The following is a 22,470-nucleotide window of genomic DNA, read 5'->3' on the forward strand; positions in this document are numbered from 1 at the left end:
ACCAAAGGCGAGGCCTACGATCCAAAGCACGCCTTGAGTCAGGCGGTTTAACCGCCGCGAGCACCGATGAGGGATTGAGTCACATCCGAGCGAGCACGATCACCCACACCACGAGTTTCTAACCACGAGTTGCTAAGAGTGACTGTCACTGTGATGGCATGAAAGGCTTGTCCTGCATTCCTGAAACCCTGTAATCCTCACCAGCCGGCATCGCCGAGACTGAAACAGTGATAAGGACAGGAATGCGCGCGGATTCCATCAGGGCGCGAGGAGCGATCACGCCACCTCATCACGACGCCGGATATATGGCCGCAACGTTTCCTTCTGCTGAACAGTCAAGTGGCTCTTGCATCGCGGGGCGGACCATATATGAGGATTGGTCTGATTCCGAGATCTGGGCCTACGCCAGGGCACAGAACTTGATCATTTTGTCCAAGGACGCCGATTTCTCCGATCGCATATTGGTCAGCAAACCGCCGCCAAGGGTCATTCATATCCGTTTTGGAAACATGAAGATGCGTGATTTCCACGGGCTGATTCGCCATCAATGGCCGGACATCGTTGCACTTGCTCATCAGCATCGGCTCGTCACGGCTTATCGCAATCGCATCGAGGCAATCGATTAAGACGCTTGCGCGACAGGCTGGAAACGCCAAACCGCATAGACCGATGCGATTTGCACCGCGCACCGATAACCGACCGAACGACCGGCGCCGCGACCAGATGCCGCTTGACTCCGATCAAGGATCAGACAGGCTGCTGCAGGCTCAATGGACGCTTTGGGGAACACGACCAACCATGAAGCCCATCCTGACCTCACTCAGCCGCGGACTGCTGATCCTGCTCGGGCTGGGCGGCGGCATCGCCCTGGCCGCGTTCTTGATCAGCCATGCCCGAGCGCCGCAACACACCGACAGCCAGGCACCGGCGCCGACGCTGAGCGTCATCGAACTGCAACCCGTCGCTCTGCAGATCGAGGCGCGCGGCCTTGGCACCGCGCGCTCGGCCGAGCGCTGGCAAGCGGTGGCCAATGTCGCCGGTCGCGTCGTTGAGCGTCATCCAGATTTGGAGAGCGGCAACCTGCTGCCGGCTGGCACTCTGTTACTCGCGCTCGACCCGAGCCGCTACCAGCTGGCCATCGCCGAGGCCGAGGCGGAGGCCCAGCGCCTGACCGCCGAGCAGATCCAGCTCGAGGTCGAGGCCGAGAGCACGCGCCGCCTGCTCGCCCTCGAGCAGGAGCGACTGGACCTGACCGAACAGGAGCTGGCACGCATCAAGCAGCTCGCCACGACCGGCTCGGCCTCGCGCTCGCAGCTTGACGAACAGCGTCGCGCCAGCGCCGCCCAACGCCGTGCGGTGGCGACGTTAGAGAACGAGCTATCCCTCATCCCCTCCCGTCGTCAGCAACTGGCCGCGCAACAGGCGCGCGCCGCCGTGCTGCTGGCGCAGGCCAAGCAAGATCTCGCCGATACCCGTTTCGAGGCGCCCTATGCACTGCGCCTGTCCGAGGTCGAGGTTGAGCTGCATCAGTACATCGCACCTGGCCAGCGGCTGTTCAGCGCCGACAGCCTGGCGGCGGCTGAGGTCGAGGCACAGATCCCGCTCGGTATGCTGCGCCGACTGCTCGGCAGTGTCGCGACGGCCGCGACTGCGCCCAACGCATCGAATGCACCGAACGCCCCGATTCCCGAGACGCAGCGTCTCGATGAGCGCATGGACTTCAGTGCCGTCACCGCCGAGGTACGCCTGGTCGGCGACGAACAGGTGCGCTGGCCGGCTGAACTGACCCGGGTCGCCAGCGGCCTGGACCCGGTCACCCGCAGCGCGCGGGTGGTGGTGCGAGTCGCGCATCCCTATCGCGATGCCAGCCCACCCGATCGCCCGCCGTTGCAGCCCGGCATGCTGACGCAGGTCACCCTGTCCGCGGCCAGTCCTGAGCCTCGACTGGTGGTGCCGGCGTCGGCCGTGCACCCCGCAGCGGCAGCCGTGCATCCCGCCGCGGGCGTCGATAGCGCAGTCGATAGCGCAGTCGACGGTGCAGTCGACAGGAAGGCAGAAGCCGACGGGAAGCAGCCCCTGTTAGGCTCAGACTCTGGCGCTGGCGCGGGCGCACGCGCAGGTCATCGAACACGCCTGGTCTATCGACTCGACGCCGAGGATCGACTCCGCCACACCCCGGTCGAGATCGCCTTTGAGCAGAGCGGCCTCGCCGTGATCGCCGCGGGCCTCGCGCCAGGCGATCGCGTCATCGTCGATGACCCGTTGCCGGCGATCGATGGCATGCAGGTCAACCCTCGCCCCGATCCTGCACTTGAGGCTCGATTGAAACAAGAGGCGCAGCGCCAGACAGCACGACAGGCAACGCCAGAGCGACAAGTCGAAGCCCAAGCACAACCGCTGCTGAGGGATCGGCCACAAGGCCAGCCTCGGTCTCAAGCGCCGATCGCCGCTCAGCCGGCGGTCCAAACGCCAACTCAGACCCCGCAACCAGCACAAACGCCCTCGGCGGGAGCCACCCCATGATCCGCTGGTTCGCGGCCCACCCGACCGCGGCCAACCTGATGCTGCTCCTGCTACTGGCGGCTGGGCTCTTCGCCGCGCCGACCCTGCAGCGCGAGACCTTCCCCGACTACCGCCCGACCGAGGTCGGCATCGAGGTCGAATACCGCGGTGCCAGCGCTGCCGATGTCGAGGAGGCGATCTGCCGGCGCCTGCGCGATGCGCTCAAGGCGGTTGATTATCTCGATGAGCTGATCTGCGTCGCCCAAGACAACCTCGCCAACGCCACCGCAACCATGCAGCCGGGCGGCGACGCGCTGCGCTTTCGCAGCGACATCGAGACCGCCGTGCGCGCCATCCGCCATCTGCCAGCGCGCGCCGAGACGCCGATCGTGCGCTCGCTGCATCAGAGCGATCTGGTCGCGGCGGTCGCGATCAGCGGCGCGCTGCCGCTGGCACAGCTTGAGGAGGTCGCGCGCCAGCTCGAGGACCGCATCCTGCGCCTGCCCGGTGTCGCCGAGGTGCAGATCCAAGGCCTGTCGCAACGCCAATGGCAGGTGGAGGTGCCGCGCGATGTGCTCGCCCAGCACGGGCTTTCGGCCCGCGCGCTGGCGCAGCTGATCGCCCGTCAGAACATCGACCTGCCGCTCGGCATCCTGGAGGGCGACGACCGCGAGCTGCTGCTGCGCTTCACCGATCAACGCCGCTCGCTGCGTGCGCTGGCCGATCTGGTTGTGGTGTCGGATGCCGAGGGTGGCGAGCTGACCCTGGGCCAGCTCGCCAAGCTCTCGCAGGTCGGCGAGCGCGCCGAGGAGCAGATCCACTTCAACGGTGAGCGCGCGCTGGTGCTCGAGGTCAGCAAGGGGCTGCGCGACGATGCGCTGCGGGTGTTCGCGGCGCTCGAGGCCCTGGTCGCCGAGGAGCAGGCGCGGCTCGGCACCGGCATGCAACTGACCCTGACCCAGGACATGACCAGCATCGTTCGTGATCGGCTGCGGATGCTAGTCAGCAACGGCCTGATGGGGCTGCTCCTGGTGGTGTTGGTGATGAGTCTGTTTTTCCGCCCGCGCCTGGCGCTCTGGGCGGTGCTCGGGCTGCCGGCGGCCTTCGCCGGGGCCTTTGTGGTGATGGCCTTGACCGGGCTATCGCTGAACATGATCACGCTGGTGGCGCTGCTGATGGCGATCGGCATTGTGATGGACGATGCCATCGTCATCACCGACAACATTGCCGCGCGGGCGAGCGCGCAATCCGACGCCCCAGCGAGCGATGCGTCCGCCCCCGCCCCCTCCTCGCTCGACACCGTCGTCGCCGGCACCCGCGAAGTCCTGCCCGGCGTGCTGTCCTCCTTCCTCACCACGGTCTCGGTGTTCCTGCCGCTGTCATTCCTCGCCGGCGAGCTGGGCGCGGTGCTGCAGGTGCTGCCGATCGTGCTGATCGCGGCGCTGGCGGCGAGCCTGATCGAGGCCTTCCTGATCCTGCCGCATCACCTCAAGGGCAGCGTCAACAGCCTGAGCGAAGCACCCGAGTCGCGGCTGCGGCAGGCCTTCGAGCGTGGCTTCGCCAGCTTCCGCGAGCGCGTTGGTCGCGCTGCTGATGCGGCCATCCGCGCCCGCCATGCGGTGCTCGGCCTGGTGCTGCTGGTGCTGATCGGCTCGGTCGGCTTCGTCGCCGGTGGCCACATCGGCAGCGAGGCGATGCCTTCGATCGACGGTGATGTGCTGGAGGCGCGCATCCTGATGCCGCAGGGCACGCCGCTGGCGCGCACCGAGGCGGTCGCGGCGCAGGTCGAGGCGGCGATGCGCCAACTCGATGCGGAACTGAGCCCGCAGCAGCCCGACGCAGCGCCGTTGGTCGAGGCCATCCAGACCCGCTTCAATCACAATCCGAGCGCGCAGGAGGCCGGTCCCCATGTCGCCACCGTCATCGTCGATCTGCTCGCCGCCGAGCAGCGCACCCTGAGCCTGGATGTGCTGACTGCGGCTTGGCGCGAGGCCATCGGCCCGATCGCCGGCCTCCACAGTCTGCTGATCCAGGAGCCCGGCTTCGGCCCGGCGGGCATCCCGGTCGAGATCCGCCTGCAGGGCGAGGATCTGGACGCGCTCAAGGCCGCCGCGCTGGAGGCCAGCACGCAGCTGGCCGGCTATGAGGCGGTATTCAACGTCATCGACGATCTGCGCCCCGGCAAGCCACAACGCCGCTATCGGCTCGCCGAGGGCGCCCATGGGCTGGGGCTGACCGCCGAGGAGGTCGCCACGCAACTGCGCGCGGCCTGGCTTGGCGAGATCGCCGACAGCCAGCGCATCGGCGCCTGGGACATCGAGATCCTGGTGCGCCAGGCCAAGGACGATCGCGATGATCTCGATGATCTGGCCGATCAGACCATTCAGCTCGCCGATGGCCAGCGCGTGCCGCTCAGCGCGGTGGCGAGGGTCAGCGAGCAGCGCGACTGGGCGCGGATCACCCGCATCGATGGGCTTCGAACGGTGACGGTCGCCGCCGATGTCGATGCCCGGCTGGCCAGCGGTCAGGCCATCGTCAGCGATCTGCGCGCGTGTTGGTTGGACGACTTCCAGGCGCGGCATCCGCTGGTGGAGGTCCAGTTCGAGGGCCAGGTCGCCAATGCCGCCGAGACCGGCGGCTCAATCCGCCGTGGTCTGCTGATCGGCCTGCTCGGCATCTTTGTCATCCTCTCGTTCCAGTTCCGTGGCTACCTCGAGCCGCTGATCGTGATGCTGGCGATCCCGCTGGCCTTCATCGGCGCCATCTGGGGCCATGTGCTGATGGGCTATTACCTATCGATGCCGTCGCTGATCGGCGCCGCCTCGCTGGCTGGTATCGTCGTCAACAACGCCATCCTGCTGATCCAGTTCATCAACGCCAACCGTGCCCAGGGACTCTCTGCCGCGGCCGCTGCGGGCCAGGCCAGCCGTCAGCGGCTGCGCGCCATCCTCATCTCCTCGCTGACCACCATTGCCGGTCTGGCACCACTGCTCGCCGAGACCAGCTCCCAGGCCGATGCGATCAAGCCGTTGGTGATCTCGGTGGTGTTTGGGCTGCTCAGTGCGACGCTGTTGGTGTTGCTGGTGATTCCCGCGCTCTATGTGCTGCTCGATGATCTTGGGTTGGCGCGGCAGAAGGTGCAAGCTGAATGACAGGTCACGCCCTGTTCCCGGACGCAGCAAAGCAATCGGCGGCATGCGCTGCCCGCGGCGCGGAGGCGCGTGTCAAGCGCTGCCATCAGGTGCCGCGGTCGATGCGGACGTCGGCGACGCATCGGCCCATTGCCGGCGGTTGATCGCATAGTCGGTCACTTGGCCGACGAAGGGCAGCAGCAGCATGCCATCGAGGCGATCAACCCGCTGGGGCTCGCGATGCTGGCGGATACCGATGGTCATGCCCTTCTGGCCAGCGCGCGGCTGCACGCGGTAGGTGCCGAGCAGCCGATCCCACCAGGAGAATCGCGCTGACCTGCCGCGCTGATCTGCCGCACCGATCGCCGCTCGGCCCAGGCCGCGGCGCTGCTCGCCGGCCGTGGCTTCGCTCAGGTGCAGGTCATCCAAGGCGGCATGACCGCCTGGCGAGCCCATGGCTGGCCGGTCGAGCAGGCTCATGATCAAGCCAACTGAAGCGCGTTCGCAGACTGGCACAGACTGCTGGCCCTGCGCATCGCTCAACCTCCATTCAGCAGCAGGCCGTCGCAGACAGACCGCGAGAAAGCCACCGAGGACTCGTCTGACTCGACCTCATCACGCTTGGTTTAGCGCTCGTCCAAGCAGTGCCTCAGGATCAGCGCCTGCAGATCCACAAGCGATTCGCAGGCGGCAATGGCCGGCGCGTCGGCACAGAGTACCAGCCGCCCTTCGCACTCACGAAAGATCGCCGGCAGAAGCGTCTGCACATCGGGGAAGCGCGCGCGAAACTGATCGCGATGCAGGAACTCGCAAGGCGCGCTCAGAGACTCGATGAAGCGACGCCATTCGGCGCGCTCGCTCAGCAGGCCATGAGTGATGGCGCACAAGTCACAAGCATAGGTCGCGGGTGAGAAAAGCTTGTGGCCAATGTCGGCCATTGTGTTGAAGAGGCCGCTATCAGCGTTGTAGACGAAGACCAGCTGGTTGTGCCTGTTCAATGGGCTGCCCTCTTGTTGGTTATCACCGATACAACCGTGCCAGCCGTGCCGGATCAGCGCCCAGGGCATAGGCTAGCCGCAACCGCCACATCAGCACCATGGTGCGCAGAATCCCGCGCGATTCCCAGCGTCGGCTGGAGGCGATCAAGGCCGGGCGCAAGCACAGGGGTCGCGCCAGGTGGTGGCGCAGCGCGACGAGATCCCCCGCGACCAGCCTGTGATCATCTACTGCAACACCGGCTCGCTCTCGGCCCAGGCCGGCTTCGCCCTGCGCCTGTTGGGCTGGGACAATGTGCGCATCCTCCAAGACGGTCTGGTCGGCTGGAAGGCCAAGGGCGGCTTTGAGGCCAATCAGCGGGCCATCGAGGCGGCTGAGGAGGCTGGTGCGTCCTGATGACACTTTCCTGCGTTGAAGCAGCTCGCGGTTAACAAAGGGCTGGGCTTCATCGGCACCGCGGCTAGCCTCGAGCCGGAATAATGCGCTACAAAGGCTGTGCTCGGGCAGCGCGCCGGCTTTGACCCGCACCTGATCGTCGACGAAACCGCCAGCAGCCCAACGTCCGTTCTGTACGAAACGGCTAGCTCGGTGGGACACTCTTCAGCGATCAGTGCTCGCGGGCAATGGCCGCACACTCGGCGATCGGTTGGATGCTGCCGACCTCGTTGTTCGCGTGCATGACGCTGACGAGCCGCGTCTCCGGGCGCATCGGCGCACTGCCGACGGTTAGGCGCAAACAGAGGTCGAGTGATCGCTCAGCGCATCCGCATCCAGCCCAAGTGCCCGAGCTTGGCCAGCACCAGCAGCCAGCGGATGCCCTGCAGCAGCAGGCCGTCGCAGACAGACCGCGAGTGGATCATTCGCAGCCAACGGCCATGCTCAGCAGCAGGAGCCGGTCGTGCAAGCAATCGCGGTCGTGAATGGATTTGCATCGCTCACGCCCGGGAAGGGTCCCCGATGTGCCCCGGCCCCAGCGTCAAACGCGAAAGCGCGTGAGAACCGCGAGGCCCGCAGGATGCGGTAGCTGTTCGCGGAGACAGCCACGGCATGCCCGGTGGGGAAGCGCCGATCGCGGTCTAGGGACCAGTTGTCGGGGTAGCCAGACAGGTCGCCGCGATAGGTCACCGTTTGGCCATGATCCTCGGCCCCGGGGTCCAGCCCCTCGACCTTGAAGAGTCGATAGGTCGCGGAACAGAAGCGCGCGGGCGCGACCTTTTCCGCCACCTGGGTGTCGTCGATCGCCAAAGGCCGTGCATCCACAAGCCGTGGATCGGTGAAGCCAGCGGCGCGCGCGAGCGACAGGAAATCAGCCCAGTACAGCGCACCGGCCAGGCACTCGCCATAAAGCACCGGGTCCTCGGCCAGGGCGGCGGGCAGGCGGCGGTCGGCATAGACATCGGCGAAGTAGAACTCGCCGCCCGGAGCCAACAGCTGATAGGCGCCAGCGAGCACCGCCGCCTTGTCCGGCGACAGGTTGAGCACACAGTTGGAGACGATCAGATCGAAGCCACCCGCCGGCAGTCCAAGCGCGCCGAGCGCCTCGATGCGCCCTTCGACGAAGCGCACATTGGAGCGCGCGTAGCCATAGCGCTCGGCGTGATAGGCCCGATGCCGCTCGGCCACCGCCAACTGAGCCGCCGTCATATCGACGCCAACGACCTCGCCCTGCTCGCCGACCAACCGCGAGAGCAGGTAGACATCGCGCCCGGCGCCACAGCCCAGATCCAGCACCCGCAGCCCCTCGAGGGCATCGGGCGCGACCAAGCCGCAGCCGTAATAGCGCTCGCTGACCTCGGGATGGATATCAGCCAACAAAGGCTTCAGCGCCTCAGGCACCGCAGCGCCATCGCAGCAAGCGTCGGTGCGCAGGTCATGGCTGCCGGTTAAGGTCTCGCCGTAGTAGCGCTGGACTTGCTCGAGAATGCTCTGGTGATCACTCATTCGGTTAAAGCTCATCAAGGGGTTGTGGATCATCAAGCGATTGGCGCCGACGAGATTGGGCTGAGTTGGCGTTGATGAGGACGCAAGGTCGCGCCCTCGGAATGCTGTGTTGATACGAATTGCGCTTTCCCGGATCGCTTCGCGACATACATCAGGTCATCGGCGAGGGAGAGTAATTGTTCCGGCCGATCGCCATCGATCGGATAGAAGGCGATCCCAATCGAAAGCCCCACGCGACACTCAAGCGCGTCGTCGCAGCGAATGGGCCGGTCAAACTCGGCGACGAGCTTTTCCGCGACCGCGAAGGCATCCTCGATCCGCGTGATGTTTGCCAAGAGCAGCGTGAATTCATCGCCCCCCATGCGCGCGATCAGATCCTCCTCGCGCACCGTTTTTTTCAGCCGATCGGCGACGGCCAAGAGGATACGATCCCCGGTCGCATGGCCGTGGCGATCGTTGATGTGCTTGAACCCGTCGAGGTCCATGAAAAAAAGCGCGACCATGGTGCTGTTGCGCTCGCCATGGGCCAGGGCTGTCAACAGTTGATTGGAGAACACAACGCGATTTGGCAGACCCGTGAGTTGGTCGTGGGTGGCAAGATAGGCCAGCTCCTCGGTGCGCTCGGCGATGAGCCGCTCCAAGCCTGCCTGATGCTCACGCAGCGCCAGTTCCGCCTCCTGCTTGGCTTGCAGGGCGCTCTCGTACTCATCGAGCAGCCGGTTCGCGCCATTGGCAAGCTGCGCGAACTCGGTTTGCCGATGACCCTTGGGTGGCCTGATCGGCTCGCCGCCGCTGCCGGGAGAGCGCGAGGCAATGGCGCTGATCATTTTGAGCAGCGGTCGCACCAGCGTCATGTTGAAGACGATGATCAGGCAAATCGCGAGCGCGATATTGCGCATCATGCCACTGACGAACACCACCACCGCGCGATCGAAAAAGGAAAACATCTCCCCGTAGGTATCGAGGGAGGCATTCAAATGCCCAAGTACCCGGTCGCTTCGCGGCGACTGGAGCGGCAGGCTGAACTCGGTCTGGGTCCCGGTCAATCGGATAAACAAATCCCTGAAGGCACCGGGAGGCAGGGGAACGTGCCGCTCCGCGTAGACGTCACCAAAGTCATCGACCAAGCTCGCATAGTGCACGGTGCGGTACTCGAACAAGCCATCGACGACCCGGCGCGCGAGCTGTCGATCGACGGTGTAGAGCGCTTGTGCCGCGGGGTCTTTCAGAATGCTCATCACCTGAAGGATATTGCCCTCGAGGCGTTCTTTCTCGCGATAAAGATCGTAAATGACCTGGGTGAAACTGAGCGCTGAACCGATGATGAAGGCGACCATCACCGAGATCATCGCCTGGCGATAGGAGAGGCTGTTGCTGAAGCGCGCATTTCTCATTGCCAGCCCCGCTTAGGCCGTCGTCCGACGCCTAGCGTGGATGGCCGACTCGTCCGGGTCTGAATCACCAGTTGGTCACCCTCCGCGTCGATACCCCTGGACGGTCCGTCATCGGCCTAGACCGAAGCGCCGGTCAAAGGTCTCGCGAAACGCCGGCCTTTCCGACTCGGGGAGCCAAGCCTCGATGAATTCCTTGCGTTGTCGTGTTAGGTCGTCATCGGCGAGCAGCGCGTCCACGGTCTCGAGCACCCGCTTTCCCCAGGGATTCTTGGTGCAAATGACATGGTGCGAGGGGTATGGACCGGCTTCGATGAAGGGCAGAAAGTCGAGCAACCCGGCTTGCTCGGGGCCAGCGGTGAAATTCGCGGCCCAGGAGTAGTTGATGGTGTAGTCGATGCGACCTTTCATCAGCATCTCATGCAAACCCAGCCCCACATCGCTGCCATTGCGCAAAAAGACATTTGGCTGATGTTGGTGGGCGGCGACTGTTTGGTCGATCTCGATACCGTATGACATCCGATCGGAAACGCCCAGCATCAGGGATTCATCCGCCAGAATGCTGTCCAACGAAGCGGGGTTGCCGAAGGCGGTGAAACGCTCGCCGTCCTCGGCGCGGAACACCAGTTGCACAGGAGGCAGCAGCGTCGTTTTGCCACGCGAGACATGGCCCAGTCGCTGACGCTCCTCGTTCACGAACAGGGAAGCAATACAGACGTTATTCCCTTGTTCCAGTTCCGACATGATGCGGCTCAGATTGGCCACCCGAACCTGGTGGTCATAGGCCGGCATCTTGGCGATGAGCAACTCGAGGATCTTGTCCATATACCCTTGACCGGCATGGGGGCCAGCAACGATGTACATGGGCGGGTAGTCGAAACGCAGCCAATCGATGCTTTCCTTCGTCTGCACGGGAGACTGCGCCGGGACCCGCGCGGGAGCCAGCACGAGAACAGCCGTGCCGATCAGGAAGGCGACCATCAAGGCCAAGGCGAAGCGGCGGCGGGGATGATACGGCAAGGCGGCATGTGGCATGGGTTTGTTCTTCAATGGCTCGGCCGCCCGATCGCGTCGCGTATCCAGGCCTGTCGGCGGCCTCCGAGGCGCTCAAGCCGCCGCGGCGGAGCTTGCGATGCCGCGCACGATGATACCTTCAGCCACGATGGCCAACGGCCATGAAACGATTATAGCCAATCACGACGAACGCGTGCCGGCGCTTGGCAAGGATTTCGCCGCCGAGGCATCAGCGCCTCGCCAAGACCCACAAAAAACGCTCACCGCGCAGCCCCACCTGTCGGCCAACGAAGGCGAAGCCCTCACCGATGCGAGCCTTGACCAATGTGAAGCGGGCCTCCCGGTGGCACCCGAGTCGACCGGCGCCGGCCATCGAGGCGGCTGAGGAGGCTGGCACGTCCTGACAAAATGGTCTGCTTTAAGCCATCTCTCCTGCAGCTCAAGGCAGGCTCGCTTTCCAACAGCGCGCTGGATACCTGGCCTTCAAGGCCCTGCTCGAGCCGGAGTCCAGGATCATTGTGCCGGGGCACGGGCGCATCACCGACCTTCCACAGTGACGCCAACCGGCTCGGCGACCGAGGGATCAGACCAAGTGGCGCATCAGACGCCATGAACTGGGGCCGCTAATGGCAAGCGAATCATCGTCATAGGGTTGCGCTATACTTTCACGACGTTAACGTGGATCGAAAGCTTCGGCATGCGATGGAACAGCTCCACGGTATGGATCATTCTGGTCTATATCGCCTTTGGTAGCCTCTGGATCATCCTCTCCGACGGCCTCCTCGGCTTGGTCGCTCGGGATTCTGCTCAGCTCGTGCAATGGCAGCAATACAAAGGCATCGCCTTTATTGCCGCCACCGCGCTGCTGCTCTATGGGCTGTTGTCGTACCGCCAACGGCAGTTGGCCCGGAGCGAGGCGCGCCAACGGCTGTTCATAAAGCATGCGCCGGCGGCCTTGGCCATGCTCGATACCGAGCTGCGCTTCATGCTGGTCAGCGATCGCTGGCTTAAGGACTATGGCCTCTCCGGCGAGAACCTCAGCGGCCGCGGCCATTACGAGGTGTTCCCGGAGATCCCGCAACGTTGGCGCGAGATCCATCAGCGCGCGCTGCGCGGTGAGGTGCTTCGCGCCGAATGTGATTACTTCATCCGCCCCGATGGGCGCACCCAATGGCAACGCTGGGAGGTGCGGCCCTGGTATCTAGAGGATCAATCGATCGGCGGCATCCTCATCTTCACCGAAGACATCACCCAACAAAAGGAGGCCGAGCGGGAGATGCGTATCGCCGCAAAGGCCTTCGAGACCCGTCAGGCGATGATCATCACCGACGATGCGCAACGCATCCTCCGCGTCAATCGGGCCTTCTGTGAGACCACCGGCTACCAGCCAGATGAGGTGATCGGACAGACGCCGACGCTGCTCAAGTCAGGGCGCCACGACGCCGACTTCTACCGCGCGCTGTGGCAACAGCTGAATCAGCATGGCGAATGGCAAGGCGAGATCTGGAACCGACGCAAGAACGGCCAGATCTTTCCGGAGTGGCTGCATATCTCCAGCGTGGTGGATGATCAGGGTCGGGTCATCCACTATATCGGCGCCTTCGATGACATGTCCGAGCACAAGCAGGCTGAGGCGCAGATCCACAGCCTCTCCTACTTTGACGTACTGACCAAGCTGCCGAATCGGCGTCTGTTCATCGACCGTCTGCAACAGGCCCTGCTCAGCAGCGCGCGCTCGAGGCACCGCGGCGCGGTGTTCTTCATCGATCTGGACGACTTCAGCGCCCTCAATGACACTCAAGGCCACGATGTCGGCGACCAGGTGTTGATTGAGGTCTCGCGCCAGCTGTTAGCGGCGGTCGCCAGTGACGACACCGTGGCCCGTCTGGGCAGCGATGAGTTCGTCGTCGTCATCGAGCATCTCGACAGCCGCTCCGATGCCGCGCTGCTACAGGCCAATCGCGCCGGTGAGCGGCTGCTGGCCGCCATCCGCCAGCCGATTCGCATCGATGGCAGCGATTTCGTCATCACCGGCAGCATGGGTATTAGCCTCTTCGATGGCGCCACCGACAAGGTCAGCGACCTGTTCAAGCGGGCTGATGCCGCGATGGTGCAGGTAAAGCAGATTGGTCGGAACTGCCTGCACTTCTTCGATCAGGACATGCAACTGGCGTTGGAACAGCGCGTCGAGCTCGAGGCCCTGTTGCGCAATGCCATTCCGGAACAGCTACGGCTGCACTATCAGCCGCAACTGGATGCCCAGGGCCAGCTGGTTGGTGCCGAGGTGTTGGTGCGCTGGCAAGATCCGCACAAGGGTTTGATCTCGCCGGCGCAGTTCATCCCCTTGGCCGAGGCCTCGGGGCTGATCCTGCCGATGGGCCAATGGATTCTTCATAGCGCCTGCGAGCAGTTGGCGCGCTGGCAGCAAGAACCGCTGTTGCAGCAGCTGAGTCTCTCAGTGAACGTCAGCCCAAAGCAGTTTCAACAGGCCAATTTCGTGAACCAAGTGCTGGAGGCACTGAGCGCGACCGGCGCCGATCCGACGCGGCTGAAACTCGAGATTACCGAGAGCCTGCTGTTCAATGACCTGGAGCGCGTTACCAAGACCATGACCGAGCTGAAGTCGCACGGGATTCGAATCTCGCTGGACGACTTCGGCACCGGCTTCTCATCGCTCTCCTACCTCAAACAACTGCCGGTAGACGAGCTGAAGATCGACCAATCATTTGTGCGCAGCTTGGAGACTGACGACAGCGACGCCGCCATCGTGCGCACCATCATCACCTTGGGTCAAAGTTTGGGGGTCGAGGTCATCGCCGAGGGCGTCGAGACCGAGATCGCGCGTGATCTGCTGATCGCGCAAGGCTGCCATCGGTTTCAGGGCTTCTATTTCGCCAAGCCGATGCCGCTCAAGGAGTTGGAGCGCTGGTGGAGCCAAGCGGGTCAGCAGCCCCGCCCTGCATAGGCTGAGCAGGTCGCAACGCTGCTTGCAGAGATGCTGATGCTCCGGCCCAGCGCATGCAACCCTCACCAGCCGAGATAGCAGTTCCCCAGCGAGCGGCTGATCCTGGCTCAAGCAGCCGCCATCATCGCCGTGACATCCTCCTGCACGTTGCCAATCGGCTTGATGTCGAAATTCTCGATCAACACCTTGGCCACGTTCGGCGACAGGAAGGCCGGCAGTGTCGGGCCAAGCCGGATGTGCTTCACGCCCAGATGCAGCAGCGCCAGCAACACGATGATCGCCTTCTGCTCATACCAGGCGATGTCGTAGGAGATCGGCAGCTCGTTGATGTCATCGAGCCCGAACACCTCTTTCAGCTTCAGCGCGATGAACGCCAATGAGTAGGAGTCGTTGCACTGGCCGGCATCGAGCAGGCGCGGGATGCCGCCGATATCGCCGAGATCGAGCTTGTTGAAACGGTACTTGGCGCAGCCGGCGGTCAGGATCACCGCCTCCTGCGGCAGCGCTTGGGCGACATCGGTGTAGTAGCTGCGCTCCTTGTGCCGGCCGTCGCAGCCGCCCATGACCACGAAGCGCTTGATGGCGCCGGTCTTCACAGCATCAACCACCTGATCGGCCAAGGCCATGACCTGGGCATGGGCAAAGCCGGTCGTGATCTCGCCCTGCTCCAGCTCGGTCGGCGGCGGGCAGGTCTTGGCCTGCTCGATGATCGCCGAGAAGTCCTTGGCGCCACCTTCAGGCCGATCGGCGATGTGCTGCACACCCGGCCAGCCGGTCATGCCGGTGGTGTAGAGGCGATCACGATAAGCAGCCTTGACCGGGGTGATGCAGTTGGTGGTCATCAGGATCGGGCCGTTGAAGGCGGCGAATTCGGTGTCCTGCTGCCACCAGGCGTTGCCGTAGTTGCCGACGAAATGCGCATATTTCTTGAAGGCTGGATAGGCGTGTGCCGGCAGCATCTCGCTGTGAGTGTAGATGTCGACACCGCTGTCGAGGCTCTGCTCGAGCAGGTCTTGCAGGTCCTTGAGATCGTGGCCGGAGATGAGGATGCCGGGGCGGGTGCCGACGCCGAGCTTGACCTGGGTGATCTCCGGGTGGCCATAGGCCGTGGTATTGGCCTCGTCGAGCAGGGCCATCGCGGTGACGCCGACGGCACCGCATTCCATCACCAGCGCGGTCATCTCCTCGAGGCTCAGCTCACGGGTGGTGGCCGCCAGCGCTTTGATCATGAAGGCGTAGATCTCCGGCTTCTCCAGGCCGAGGATGGCGGCATGGTCGGTGTAGGCGGCCATGCCCTTGACGCCATAGACCAGCAGCTCGCGCAGGGAGCGCAGGTCTTCATCGGGCTGAGAGAGCACGCCCACCTCGGCGCCTTTGGCAGCATAGGCGCTGACCGGTCCGTTCCAAGTGACCTCGTCCTGATCGCTGCTGAAGCCCATCGCGGCCTTGAGTGCGTTGCGCTTGGCGATGGTGGCCTGGATCAGGGCGTTGAAACGCGCGGCATCGAAGTTGGCATTGGTGATGGTGGCGAACAGCGCCTGGGCGATGAAGGGACCAACGGACGCATCCGGCTGGCCTCGGCGTTGCGCCTCTTCAGCGACCAGGGCGAGGCCCTTGAGCACATAGACCAAAAGATCATGTTGCACGGCGATCGTCTCGGTCTTGCCGCAGATACCCTTGGTGGTGCAGCCGGTGCCCTTGGTGGCCTCTTCACATTGGAAACAGAACATACTCATTTGAAAGACTCGGTCCGCTGACGGTTGTTGGGGTGGCGATACCACGATCGACAGGGACAGTCTTCCAGTGGACAGGGCGATGCGACTTGATCATGGTCAAGCCGGTTTTTCCGCCTCGGATGCGGCGCCTTCGGCGGTCGTGCGCTGACAGGCGATCGTCTTAGATCTCGTCCGCCAGCGCCTGCAGTGCCGCCCGGTTCCGGACCTCGATCCGTTCACCCTTAACGCTGATCACACCCGCATCAACCAACCGGCGGGTCACGCGCGACCAGGTCTCGGGTTGAATCGAGAGGCGCGATGCAAGCACGGCCTTGGTGACACCGAGCCGGAGCGCTGGGGCCTCGGCCTGGCTGTTTTGCAGCAACCAGCGGGCGACACGACCCTGAGCGGACAACAGGGCCAGGCTGTCGATCTCAGCGATCATCGTATGCAAACGCCGGCTCAGATCGCCCAGCAAGGCGAAGCAGGTCTCGGGCGACTCGCGCAGCATCGCGGCAAAGTCCGCGGCATCGATCGACACCACCTGGGCCTCGGTCAGCGCTGCGGCACAGACCGGATAACGCCCGGTGCCCATGAACAACAGCGCCTCAGCGAAGGTCTGACCGGCACGGATCAACTCGATGATCTTCTCGCCGCCGTCGCTGGAGAGGCGGAACAGACGGATTTGGCCCGAGCGCAGGAAGTAGAATCGCTCTGCCGGTTCCTCTTGGCGGAAGAGCATCTGCCCTGCGGCAAGCCGGACCTGACTCGCCCGTTGTAACAGGCGCGCTAACTGCGCCGGACTCAAGGCCGCGAGCAATGGCGCTTGTCGAAGATCCGTCGCGAGATCGCAGCCCTCTGCCCCATCCGCTGGCGTCATGTCCGCATCGGATTCGCTGCTGGGGTTAACGTGAATCTCGCGCGATTCATCTGCTGGGGTGGCGCGGGCGCCATGCTCGTTAGGCGCGCGCGCTCGCTCGGCACTCGATTCAGTCATCAGTCGTCCTCATCCACAAGCGGTGAATAATCCCGCGCCTCGGCCTTTTCGCAGGGAGAAATCGACCATCGCATGGTGCAGACTCAAACGGCTGCACTGAAACAACCCCGTTGCGATCGCACTGTCTCGACCAGCGCCTGCCCTGGCGCTGGTCGCTGCAGTGGCTTGCTTGCCCCGGTTGATCACCCGGCTGCGGCAGCGGGGCGCAAACGGACGTCGAGTGATCGATCGCTCAGCGCATCCGCATCCAGCCCAAGCGCCCGAGCTTGGCCAGCACCAACAGCCAGGGGATGCCATGCAGCAGCAGGTCGAAGATGTCGATCGGCCGCACCAGCGTGCCAGCGGCGAGCATCTTGAGCTTCTCCCAGACATGGGGCTCGGGCACAAAGGGGGCGAGCCCCAGTGTCAGCGCAATGATCAGAAGTAGGCCAAGCGGTAGGTGGTCGAGCCAGTCGAACATGGTCGGGGTTTCCTTTAGAGGTTAATTATGTCCCGAGTTGGGGATTAGCCATAACCATTAGATCACTGAAGGCTGAAGGCTGAGGGCTGAGTGCCGACGGATGGCGAGCGGGCTCTGATGCGCGTGGCGTTATACTATGGAGTCCTGTCATTGCCAGCCTCTCATCGTGACCCAGTCTCAGTCTGCATCGCCCAAACAACAGCTGTTCGAGCATCTCGCCGTGATCGCCCGCGCATTGGGTCATTCGGCGCGGCTGGAGCTGCTCGACTACCTGGCCCAAGGCGAGCGCAGTGTCGAGGAACTGGTGCGGCTCAGCGGGCTGTCGGTGGCCAACACCTCCAAGCATCTGCAGCAGCTCAAGGCCGCGGGGCTGGTCAATGCGCGGCGCGATGGCAAGTATGTGCGCTATTCGCTCGGCGATGAGCGGACGCTGGATGCCCTCGCCGCGCTGCGCGGGATTGCCCAGGATCGCAGCGATGCCGTCGCCAAGTTGGTCGCCCATTATCTGCTGCAGCGTGATGCGCTCGAGCCAATGCCGGCGGCAGAGCTGTTGGCGCAGGCGCAGGATGGGCTGGTGACGGTGCTTGATGTGCGCCCGTCCGAGGAGTTCGGCCAGGGCCATCTGCCGGGTGCCCTCAATATCCCTTTGGACCAACTCATGACACGACTGGCGGAGCTGCCACCGGAGCGTCAGGTCGTCGCCTACTGCCGCGGACCCTGGTGTGTACTCTCATTCGAGGCGGTCGCGGCGCTGCGTGAGGCTGGCTTCGAGGCCCGACGCCTGGCCGATGGCCTGCCCGAGTGGCGTCATGCAGGGCTGCCGGTGGCGCGCGGTTAGACGCGTTAAGTTGATTTTCATCGCAAAGACCTCGCCGGCGGCAAGCAGACCGGTCATACCGGCGCGAGCTCGGCAAACTCAATGGGTCTGAGCAGACGTGCCAGCGAAGGCCTCCATCATACTGGCGGCAATCCGGTGTCCAGCGGCGACGGCGGTGATCACGTCCGGACCCTGGACCGCATCCCCCGCCGCCCAGAGCCAGGACTCGGAGGTGCGGCCGTCGGCGTCGATGCGGATGCGGTTGCGCTCCCACTCTAGGGCCTCGGTCAAGGACTCGCCGAGAAAGGCGTGGTCGGCAGCCTGGCCGATAGCCTCGACGATCAGACCCGCGTCATGGATCTGGATATCGCTGTCGTCATAGTTCGGTGCGAAACGCCCTTGGTCATCGAAGACTGAGACGCAGTGAACGGTCTCTAGCCCAGTGAGTGCGTCGCGCTCGATCAGGCACTGACGCGGACCGCGACTGGGGATGATGACGACGCCCTCCTCGCGCGCCTCGTCGATCTCCTCGCGATCGGCGAGCATCAGGTCTTCGGCCTCGAGGGCGACTAGGGTGACACCGACCTGGCCATGTTGCTGGCGCTGCATGCGCGCCAGGCTGCGGGCGATGTCCATGGCGACGTTGCCACCACCAATCACCGCGACCGTGGTGGGCACATCGAAGCGCTCGCCAAAGGTAATCCGGCGCAGCAGCTCGACGGCGGAGACGACATCCTCATGCTCGCTGCCGGGGATGCGCGTCGAGCGGCCTTGATGAAGACCGATGGACAGCAGGACGGTATCGTGCTGCTCGCGCAGCTGATCGATGCTGATGTCCTCGCCAACGCGGGTGTTGCATCGGATCTCGACGCCCATGGAGCGGATCACGTCGACATCCTCATCGAGCTTGTCGTAAGGCAGACGGTATTCCGGTATACCGTAGCGCATCATGCCACCAGGGGCCGGCAGCGCCTCAAACACCGTCACGCCATGACCGGCCTTAGCCAGATCGAAGGCGGCGGTGAGCCCGGCCGGCCCGGCCCCAATGATCGCGACCTGATGCCCGCTGGGCTTGCTGACGCGGCCCTCGGCGGCGATCTGCTTGATCCGATCATGCGTGACCTGGTCGATGATGTGGCGCTTGAGCCAACGGATGGCGATGGGATCGCCCTCGTGCCGCGCCGCGCAGCTGGTCTCGCAGCGATGGGTGCAGACGCGCCCGCAGACATTGGAGAAGGGATTGGTCTGATACAGCAACCGCACACCCTGCTCGTAGTCGCCATCGCGGATGGTGGCGATGTACTCGGGCACCGCCATGTGCGTCGGGCAGGTCGCGACACAGAGGCCGCAGGAGACACAGCGATCGGCCTCGAGCTTGGCCTGCTCGAGGTCGTAGCCAGCGACGATCTCGACGAAGGAATCGGCGCGCACCTCTGGCTCGAGCTCACCCATGGCCACGCGCTCGATCCCGGTGAGCCGATGTCCTTCGGGACGCCGGTAGCCGAGCTCGGAGCTGTCCCAGTGCTTCAGGTCGACACCCGGGATGAAGCAGAAGGCATCCGGGTCATGATCCACCCACTTGTACTCGTTCGACATGCTCAGCGAGCTGGTCATGCAGACATCGACACAAAGGGCGCACCAACAGCAGCGCCCATAGTCGATGCGCGGACGCAGACCGGAGTCGCCGGGCTTGGTCGCAATCTCCGCGACTGCGACCATGTCGATCGCCGCATTCTGGCAGATCGCCTCGCAGGTCCCACAGCCGATACATTTCTCGATGTCGTTTTGGTGGAAGCCACGATAGCGCGGCGCACCTGGCCGATCGTTGAGCGGATCAGGGATGGTGACCGGATCGCGGAAGAGGTTCTTCCAGGCGCTGAAGGGAGAAAGGACGTCGCTCAAGCTCATCCGACTATCTCGATTATCATAGAGTTTTTTTGAACCGCAGATGAACGCAGATTGCTGATAAACGTCTCGGCTGGTCGCCGGAAAGAAACGACTATAGAAGCCCAGGAAATCATGAAGCCGCAGATCCTCGATTCGGAACGAACGGTTTTCGTTGGCTCATGACCTATGCGTCTCTTTGAATTCATCGGCGAAAATCCGCGTCATCTGCGGTTAAACAGTTATTCACGAGCGCCATGTTGAGCAATTTACCGCTCGATCTCAGGTGGATAGGTATGCAGCGAGACCATCAGCGCGGCGACATCCGAGATATTGCAATTGACGATCAGGCGCTCGAGCAAGGCCATCGCATGCGTATAAGAGGGTCCGCGCACATTGACCCGACGCGGATAGCCGCTGCCGTCGGTGACCAGGTAATAGCCATATTCACCACGCGAGCACTCACCGCGGATATAGGTCTCGCCAAAGGGGATCTTCCAATGCAAGACGTTCGGCAGCGGCGCCATCACCGCCCCAGAGCGCGGCATCCGGGCCAGGATCTGCCGAATCAGGTCGACGGACATCAGCAGATCGCGGCGGCGCACATCGGCACGCGCAAAGACATCTGAGTCCTGACCCACCACCGGCTCGAAATCGAGCTGGGGATAGACCAGATAGGGCTGATCCCTGCGTACGTCCTTGGCCACACCGGCGGCACGCGCGGTCGGGCCAGTGACACCGTATTGATCGACGATCGCGGGGTCGATATACCCGAGTCCAACGGTACGCTTCTTGAACACCGCGTTGGTGAACATGACGTCCTTGACGTCGGCCAGCGTGGATTCGATCTCGCGCAGGGTCTCCTCCATGCGCTGGTCGAAGCCATCGGGCAGCCCATCGCGCACCCCACCGGGCATGATGAACATGTGGTAGATGCGCGCGCCACTCAGCTCCTCGAAGCGGTCGAGCATCAGGTCGCGCACATAGGTCGTCCACTGGCCGATGACACCCTGACCGAGCGCACCCGCCTGGCCGCCGAGGTACATCAGATAGCTGTTGATGCGACCCATCTCGAGGATCAGGGTGCGTATCCAATCCGCCCGCTCCGGGACCTCAAGCCCCGCAAGCTCCTCGACCGCAGCGGCGTAGCAGTACTCGTTGAAGTCGGGCTCAGGGACGCAGATCCGGCAGACGATCGGGAAGCACTGGATGAAGGTGCGCCGCTCCATCAGCTTTTCGAAGCCGCGGTGCAGATAGCCGACGTGGGTCTTGCCCTCGATCACCTCGTCGCCGCAGACGGTCAGCTCCACCGACATGTTGCCGGTGATGCCGGGATGCTGCGGCCCCTGCCAGAGCTTCAGATACTTGCCCGAGCTGAGGTCGATGTCCAGGCTGCCGTCCGGCTTCCTGGATGGGTATTGACTGCGGTCTGGTTGATACGCCATCTCAGGTCTTGTCCGGATAGAGCTGTTGCTTCATGAACTCGGTAGGATCGCTCGACGCGCGTCCGGGGCGCGGCGCGAAGACCTCATCAGAAAACTTCAGGGTGTCGAAATCGCGCCGGTAGGGAGGGGTTCTGATCCAGCCTTCGAGGATGAAGTCTTCGTCGACACGGGGGCTGCCCGGGAAGTCGATACCGAACATCTCCCGCAGCTCACGCTGGTAGGTGGCGGCGGTGGGCCAGAGGTCATGGATGCTGTCCATCGACGCCGGGTCCCGCGGCAGCATCACCCGCACCCCCAGATCGCGACAGGCCAGACGGTTGTTCATCAGATAGGTGAGCTGGAAGTTGCCCTCCTCCAGCCAGTCGACCGCGGTCAGCAGCACCAGATGGGTGAAGCCCTCCTGGTCCCGCAGATGGAGCAACAGCGATCGGAGCTGCTCCTTGGCCACAGTGACGAACGCCAAGTCCGGCCGCTGTTCGGTCAGCTCCCCCAGCGGGAAGGCCGTTTTCAGTCTGTCGTAGAGATCACGCATCGCGGCCGCTCACCAGTTGTAGTCCGGCATATCCCAATCGTGGATCACCCGTTTCTGGTTGGCTTTGTACCAGTCGAACTGCTCGGCGTACTGGTTGGCGCCTTCGGCCTTGCCCGCCCGGATGATCCGCTTGAGTTCCTCGAAGCCCGCCAACAAGGCCTCCGGACGCGGCATGCAGCCGGCGATGTAGACGTCCACAGGCAGGTATTGGTCCAGCCGGGTGATGGTGTTGTAGGAGTCGAAGTACATGCCCCCATTGATGGTGCATGAGCCCAATCCAACCACGTATTTCGGGTTCGGCATCTGCTCATAGGAGCGGATGACCCGCTTCAGCGTCTTCACCGACAGATAGCCCGAGATCACGAACAGGTTCGATTGCCTTGGGGTTGGCCGCCATTGGATGCCATAGCGATAGGCGTCGAAGCGCGGCGTCATCAGCGGCCGCATCTCGATCGCCCCGCAGCCGGTGCCGAAGCCGAGAATCCAGAGCGATTCGGCCCGAGCCCAGTTGAACAGGCCCTCGACGATCTTGCTGTAGGCCGCCGGCATGACCGTCGGGGCGGACTGGCAGTAGTAGTCCCGCAGCGGATCGATCTCGATCGTCTGGCCATCGGGCGTCTCGACGACGCGCTTCTTCAGCTCATCCCGAACGGGCGGTGTTGGAAAATCGTCTTTCATGG

General features: G+C 63.8%; 20 protein-coding genes and 1 pseudogene. 8 read left to right on the forward strand and 13 right to left on the reverse strand.

Annotated features, from left to right (window positions below):
• Positions 1-305: 305 nt before the first annotated feature.
• The 4 genes from CKO42_RS21290 to CKO42_RS28325 all read left to right on the forward strand — a co-directional run bounded on the left by CKO42_RS21290 (position 306) and on the right by CKO42_RS28325 (position 6,128).
• The gene (locus CKO42_RS21290; RefSeq protein ID WP_200248588.1) at positions 306-626 is read left to right on the forward strand and encodes a DUF5615 family PIN-like protein; all 321 of its coding nucleotides are present in this window, start codon (positions 306-308) and stop codon (positions 624-626) included.
• 172 nt (positions 627-798) lie between these two features.
• Entirely contained in the window at positions 799-2,523 is a 1,725-nt protein-coding gene (locus tag CKO42_RS21295) for an efflux RND transporter periplasmic adaptor subunit (RefSeq protein ID WP_207148794.1), read from the forward strand.
• Entirely contained in the window at positions 2,520-5,654 is a 3,135-nt protein-coding gene (locus tag CKO42_RS21300; RefSeq protein WP_200248594.1) for an efflux RND transporter permease subunit, read from the forward strand. Before CKO42_RS21295 ends, CKO42_RS21300 begins: the two co-directional genes overlap by 4 nt.
• Positions 5,655-6,020: 366 nt before the next feature.
• A complete protein-coding gene (locus CKO42_RS28325; RefSeq protein ID WP_338034975.1) occupies positions 6,021-6,128 on the forward strand; it encodes a hypothetical protein in 108 nt (35 codons plus the stop codon).
• 131 nt (positions 6,129-6,259) lie between these two features.
• Here CKO42_RS28325 and CKO42_RS21310 read toward each other — a convergent pair whose 3' ends face one another.
• Complete coding sequence (locus tag CKO42_RS21310; protein ID WP_200248601.1) at positions 6,260-6,631, reverse strand: hypothetical protein; 372 nt, start codon at positions 6,629-6,631, stop codon at positions 6,260-6,262.
• 22 nt (positions 6,632-6,653) lie between these two features.
• Positions 6,654-6,803 (reverse strand): annotated as a pseudogene (locus tag CKO42_RS27555) (TIGR04283 family arsenosugar biosynthesis glycosyltransferase); the annotation flags it as partial.
• 9 nt (positions 6,804-6,812) lie between these two features.
• Between CKO42_RS27555 and CKO42_RS21315 the strand changes: the two are divergent.
• Positions 6,813-7,025, forward strand: a complete 213-nt coding sequence (locus CKO42_RS21315) for a rhodanese-like domain-containing protein (RefSeq protein ID WP_200248604.1) — start codon at positions 6,813-6,815, stop codon at positions 7,023-7,025.
• Positions 7,026-7,236: 211 nt separating this feature from the next.
• On the opposite strand, the gene CKO42_RS21320 is transcribed toward CKO42_RS21315, so the two are convergent.
• From CKO42_RS21320 to CKO42_RS21335, 4 genes are all read right to left on the reverse strand, one after another.
• Positions 7,237-7,365 (reverse strand): aminotransferase class V-fold PLP-dependent enzyme, encoded by a 129-nt coding sequence (locus tag CKO42_RS21320; RefSeq protein WP_200248607.1) that lies wholly within the window; start codon positions 7,363-7,365, stop codon positions 7,237-7,239.
• A gap of 143 nt (positions 7,366-7,508) precedes the next feature.
• Positions 7,509-8,570: a methyltransferase domain-containing protein gene (locus tag CKO42_RS21325; RefSeq protein ID WP_207148795.1), complete on the reverse strand. Its 1,062-nt coding sequence runs from the start codon at positions 8,568-8,570 to the stop codon at positions 7,509-7,511.
• A gap of 32 nt (positions 8,571-8,602) precedes the next feature.
• Positions 8,603-9,964 carry a diguanylate cyclase domain-containing protein gene (locus CKO42_RS21330; RefSeq protein ID WP_200248622.1) on the reverse strand — a complete coding sequence of 454 codons (1,362 nt, stop codon included), beginning with the start codon at positions 9,962-9,964 and terminating at the stop codon, positions 8,603-8,605.
• A 108-nt stretch (positions 9,965-10,072) separates the two neighbouring features.
• On the reverse strand, positions 10,073-10,951 hold the full coding sequence (locus CKO42_RS21335; protein ID WP_200248625.1) for a hypothetical protein: 879 nt from the start codon (positions 10,949-10,951) through the stop codon (positions 10,073-10,075).
• A 142-nt stretch (positions 10,952-11,093) separates the two neighbouring features.
• Here CKO42_RS21335 and CKO42_RS21340 point away from each other — a divergent pair, with 142 nt between their 5' ends.
• Positions 11,094-11,360 carry a hypothetical protein gene (locus tag CKO42_RS21340; protein WP_200248629.1) on the forward strand — a complete coding sequence of 89 codons (267 nt, stop codon included), beginning with the start codon at positions 11,094-11,096 and terminating at the stop codon, positions 11,358-11,360.
• Between the two features lie 312 nt (positions 11,361-11,672).
• Positions 11,673-13,940 (forward strand): putative bifunctional diguanylate cyclase/phosphodiesterase, encoded by a 2,268-nt coding sequence (locus CKO42_RS21345; protein ID WP_200248648.1) that lies wholly within the window; start codon positions 11,673-11,675, stop codon positions 13,938-13,940.
• A gap of 107 nt (positions 13,941-14,047) precedes the next feature.
• Here CKO42_RS21345 and hcp read toward each other — a convergent pair whose 3' ends face one another.
• The 3 genes from hcp to CKO42_RS21360 all read right to left on the reverse strand — a co-directional run bounded on the left by hcp (position 14,048) and on the right by CKO42_RS21360 (position 17,112).
• Entirely contained in the window at positions 14,048-15,676 is a 1,629-nt protein-coding gene (gene hcp / locus CKO42_RS21350; protein WP_200248660.1) for a hydroxylamine reductase, read from the reverse strand.
• A 160-nt stretch (positions 15,677-15,836) separates the two neighbouring features.
• Positions 15,837-16,652 carry a Crp/Fnr family transcriptional regulator gene (locus tag CKO42_RS21355; protein WP_242479591.1) on the reverse strand — a complete coding sequence of 272 codons (816 nt, stop codon included), beginning with the start codon at positions 16,650-16,652 and terminating at the stop codon, positions 15,837-15,839.
• A 232-nt stretch (positions 16,653-16,884) separates the two neighbouring features.
• A complete protein-coding gene (locus CKO42_RS21360; protein ID WP_200248662.1) occupies positions 16,885-17,112 on the reverse strand; it encodes an RND transporter in 228 nt (75 codons plus the stop codon).
• Positions 17,113-17,278: 166 nt separating this feature from the next.
• Between CKO42_RS21360 and CKO42_RS21365 the strand changes: the two genes are divergently transcribed.
• Positions 17,279-17,950: an ArsR/SmtB family transcription factor gene (locus tag CKO42_RS21365; RefSeq protein WP_338034972.1), complete on the forward strand. Its 672-nt coding sequence runs from the start codon at positions 17,279-17,281 to the stop codon at positions 17,948-17,950.
• A gap of 78 nt (positions 17,951-18,028) precedes the next feature.
• Here CKO42_RS21365 and CKO42_RS21370 read toward each other — a convergent pair whose 3' ends face one another.
• The 4 genes from CKO42_RS21370 to nuoB all read right to left on the reverse strand — a co-directional run bounded on the left by CKO42_RS21370 (position 18,029) and on the right by nuoB (position 22,468).
• Entirely contained in the window at positions 18,029-19,837 is a 1,809-nt protein-coding gene (locus tag CKO42_RS21370; RefSeq protein WP_200248666.1) for an FAD-dependent oxidoreductase, read from the reverse strand.
• Between the two features lie 245 nt (positions 19,838-20,082).
• Positions 20,083-21,258 carry an NADH-quinone oxidoreductase subunit D gene (locus CKO42_RS21375; RefSeq protein WP_200248668.1) on the reverse strand — a complete coding sequence of 392 codons (1,176 nt, stop codon included), beginning with the start codon at positions 21,256-21,258 and terminating at the stop codon, positions 20,083-20,085.
• A 1-nt stretch (position 21,259) separates the two neighbouring features.
• Positions 21,260-21,790, reverse strand: coding sequence for an NADH-quinone oxidoreductase subunit C (locus CKO42_RS21380; RefSeq protein WP_200248670.1), 531 nt, complete (start codon positions 21,788-21,790; stop codon positions 21,260-21,262).
• A gap of 9 nt (positions 21,791-21,799) precedes the next feature.
• Positions 21,800-22,468 (reverse strand): NADH-quinone oxidoreductase subunit NuoB, encoded by a 669-nt coding sequence (nuoB, locus tag CKO42_RS21385; RefSeq protein WP_242479592.1) that lies wholly within the window; start codon positions 22,466-22,468, stop codon positions 21,800-21,802.
• Positions 22,469-22,470 lie beyond the last annotated feature (2 nt).

The organism is Lamprobacter modestohalophilus (assembly GCF_016583905.1).
Lineage (GTDB): Bacteria > Pseudomonadota > Gammaproteobacteria > Chromatiales > Chromatiaceae > Lamprobacter > Lamprobacter modestohalophilus.